This window comes from Xanthomonas sp. SHU 308, assembly GCF_000364645.1.
In the GTDB taxonomy this organism is placed as follows: domain Bacteria; phylum Pseudomonadota; class Gammaproteobacteria; order Xanthomonadales; family Xanthomonadaceae; genus Xanthomonas_A; species Xanthomonas_A sontii.
Genome location: NZ_AQOK01000714.1, coordinates 1 through 2,581 on the forward strand (window position 1 = coordinate 1; position 2,581 = coordinate 2,581).

2 protein-coding genes and 1 pseudogene are annotated in these 2,581 nt (G+C 69.7%); 2 read left to right on the plus strand and 1 reads right to left on the minus strand.

Annotated features, from left to right (window positions below; all coding sequences use genetic code 11):
• Positions 1-846: 846 nt before the first annotated feature.
• On the minus strand, positions 847-1,605 hold the full coding sequence (locus tag D588_RS0119335) for a 3-hydroxybutyrate dehydrogenase (protein ID WP_017917158.1): 759 nt from the start codon (positions 1,603-1,605) through the stop codon (positions 847-849).
• Positions 1,606-1,746: 141 nt separating this feature from the next.
• On the opposite strand from D588_RS0119335, the gene D588_RS0119340 reads away from it, so the two are divergent.
• Both D588_RS0119340 and D588_RS27385 read left to right on the plus strand, forming a co-directional pair.
• A complete protein-coding gene (locus D588_RS0119340; RefSeq protein WP_017909499.1) occupies positions 1,747-2,361 on the plus strand; it encodes a CDP-alcohol phosphatidyltransferase family protein in 615 nt (204 codons plus the stop codon).
• Positions 2,362-2,445: 84 nt separating this feature from the next.
• A pseudogene (locus D588_RS27385) lies at positions 2,446-2,581 on the plus strand (class III poly(R)-hydroxyalkanoic acid synthase subunit PhaE); the annotation flags it as partial.

The following is a 2,581-nucleotide window of genomic DNA, read 5'->3' on the forward strand; positions in this document are numbered from 1 at the left end:
GGCGCTACTCGCGGGTCTGACGCGCTAAGCCCCTCTCCCATCGGGAGAGGGGTTGGGGTGAGGGTAGGCCGCGAAAGCGACTCGCGGAGTTTGGGGGGCGAGGGTGCGGCGCCAAGCGTCTCGCGATGTTTGGTTGCACCAGGCTCCGCCCGTACCCTCATCCGGCCCTTCGGGCCACCTTCTCCCGACGGGAGAAGGAGCAGCCTCTTCTTGCTGCTGGTATTCGACGGCGACCTGCGCCCGTTCCACGGGGTCATGCCATACCGCGACGGACGCATGCAGTCCTCGCGCTACTCGCGGGTCTGACGCGCTCGCGCTGCCGTAAAGCCCCTCTCCCACCGGGAGAGGGGTTGGGGTGAGGGTACGGCGCGAAAGCGACTCGCGGAGTTTGGGGGGCGAGGGTGCGGCGCCAAGCGTCTCGCGATGTTTGGTTGCACCAGGCTCCGCCCGTACCCTCATCCGGCCCTTCGGGCCACCTTCTCCCGTCGGGAGAAGGAACAGCCTCTGCCCTTCCCGTCGGGGGATGGGCGAGGGGCCGGCGCGCCGCTCGGTCGAACGCTCGCGCGACACCGCTTCCGTCTTGTCCACAGTAGCTGTGGATCGATGCTGCACAAGCCTGTGGGCAAGCGTCGCAAGTCGCTGAAATGGCTGTCCGATTCTGCCGGGTGGCGAAAATCTCATCAGTCCCGGTCGCGCTTCTCCACAGCCGGTGTGGATGAAAGCGCACGAACGCTGTGGATAAGATGCCGGTGGCGTTGTGCCGCAACGGCCGCCGCCGCAATGGCGAAAATTTGACCAGCGTCGATCGCACGATCCAGCAGGCGCACGTGCGCGCTTGCCGCAACGCTACTGCGCGGTCCAGCCGCCATCGATGGCGATGGTCTGCGCGGTGATGTTGCGCGCCGCCGGCGAGGCCAGGAACGCCACACAGCCCGCCAGTTCGTCGTAGGCGATGAACACGCCCTTGGGCATCGGCTTGAGCATCACCTGGGCGATCACGTCGGCTTCGGAAATGCCGCGGGTGCGCGCCTGGTCGGCGATCTGCTTGTCCACCAGCGGCGTTTTCACGTAGCTGGGGCAGAGCGTGTTGATGGTGATGTCGGTGTCGGCGGTCTCCAGTGCGATCACCTTGGAGAAGCCGACCAGGCCGTGCTTGGCGGCGACGTAGGCGCTCTTGTACGGGCTGGCGACCAGCGAGTGGATGCTGCCGATGTTGACGATGCGGCCGAAGCCGCGTTCGCGCATGCCCGGCAGCACCGCCTGGGTCAGCCGGGCGACCCCGGTCAGCATCACCTCCACCAGCAGGCTCCACTTGTCCATCGGGAACTCCTGCAGCGGCGCCACATGCTGCAGCCCGGCGTTGTTGACCAGCACGTCCACCGGCCGGCTGACGGCCGCCAGCGCCGCGGCGATGCTGTCCGCGCTGGTCACGTCCAGCGCCACCGCTTCGGCCGAGCCGCCGGCCTGGCGCACCTGCGCGGCGACCGTTTCGGCGGCCTCGAGGTCGAGGTCGCTGACGACGATGTGGCGGCCGTCGGCGGCCAGTGCGTGGGCGATGCCGGCGCCGATGCCGCTGGCGGCGCCGGTGATCAGGACGGTCTGCATGGGGAGTACCTGCGCGGAGTGGGGGGCGATCAGCGTAGCAGCGCGCCGCGACGCCTGGCAGCGGCCGCTCGCCAGTGCGGCGGCGCCACGCTACCCTGTGCCGTCGCTCGCCGCTCACGCCGGATCCGCCACGTTATGCCGATGAAACGCCACTTCTCCATGCTGCGCGAGTTCCAGCTGGCCGACTGGTTCACCCTCGCCAACGCCTTCTGCGGCACCGGCGCGGTGTTCGCGGCGATGCGCTTCCTGCAGGACGGCCGCCGCAGCGACCTGCTGTTCGGCATGGCGCTGATCCCGCTGGCATTCGTGTTCGACGCGCTGGACGGGCGGGTGGCGCGCTGGCGCAAGTCGTCCTCGACCCTGGGCCGCGAGCTGGACTCGCTCGCCGACGTGATCTCCTTCGGCGTGGCCCCGGCGGCGCTGGCCTACGCCTGCGGCATGCAGGGCGGCTGGGACTGGCTGGTGCTGAGCTTCTTCGTCTGCTGCGGGGTCAGCCGCCTGGCCCGCTACAACGTCACCGCCGAGCAGATCGCCGGCGACGGCGACAAGGTGCCGTACTTCGAGGGCACGCCGATCCCGAGCAGCCTGGGCCTGGTGATCGTGCTGGCGATCGCCGCGCACCTGGGCCATATCGGCGACGCCTTGTGGTGGGGCGAGTGGCGGTTGGGACCGTGGCTGCTGCACCCGCTGGCGCTGCTGTTCGCGCTGTCCGGCTCGCTGATGATCAGCAAGACGCTACGCATCCCCAAGCCCTGATCGCAGCGGGTTGCTATCATCGCGGGCCAGGTCTGGAGAGTGGCGATGAAGGCTAGCGGCGGTGGCGCCGGCGATTTCGAGGCGATGACGCGGCAGTACTGGGACGCCTGGAGCGCCGCATTGCGCCAGGGCGCCGCGGCCCCCGCGTCGCCCGCGGCTGGCGATGGCGCCGGTTCCTGGCGCGAGGCGATCGCGGCCTGGAGCCAGTGGCTGGGGCGCG

Coding starts and splice junctions, on each gene's coding strand:
- D588_RS0119335 (WP_017917158.1), bottom strand. CDS start 1,605: ATGCAGACCGTCCTGATCACCGGCGCCGCCAGCGGCATCGGCGCCGGC.
- D588_RS0119340 (WP_017909499.1), top strand. CDS start 1,747: ATGAAACGCCACTTCTCCATGCTGCGCGAGTTCCAGCTGGCCGACTGG.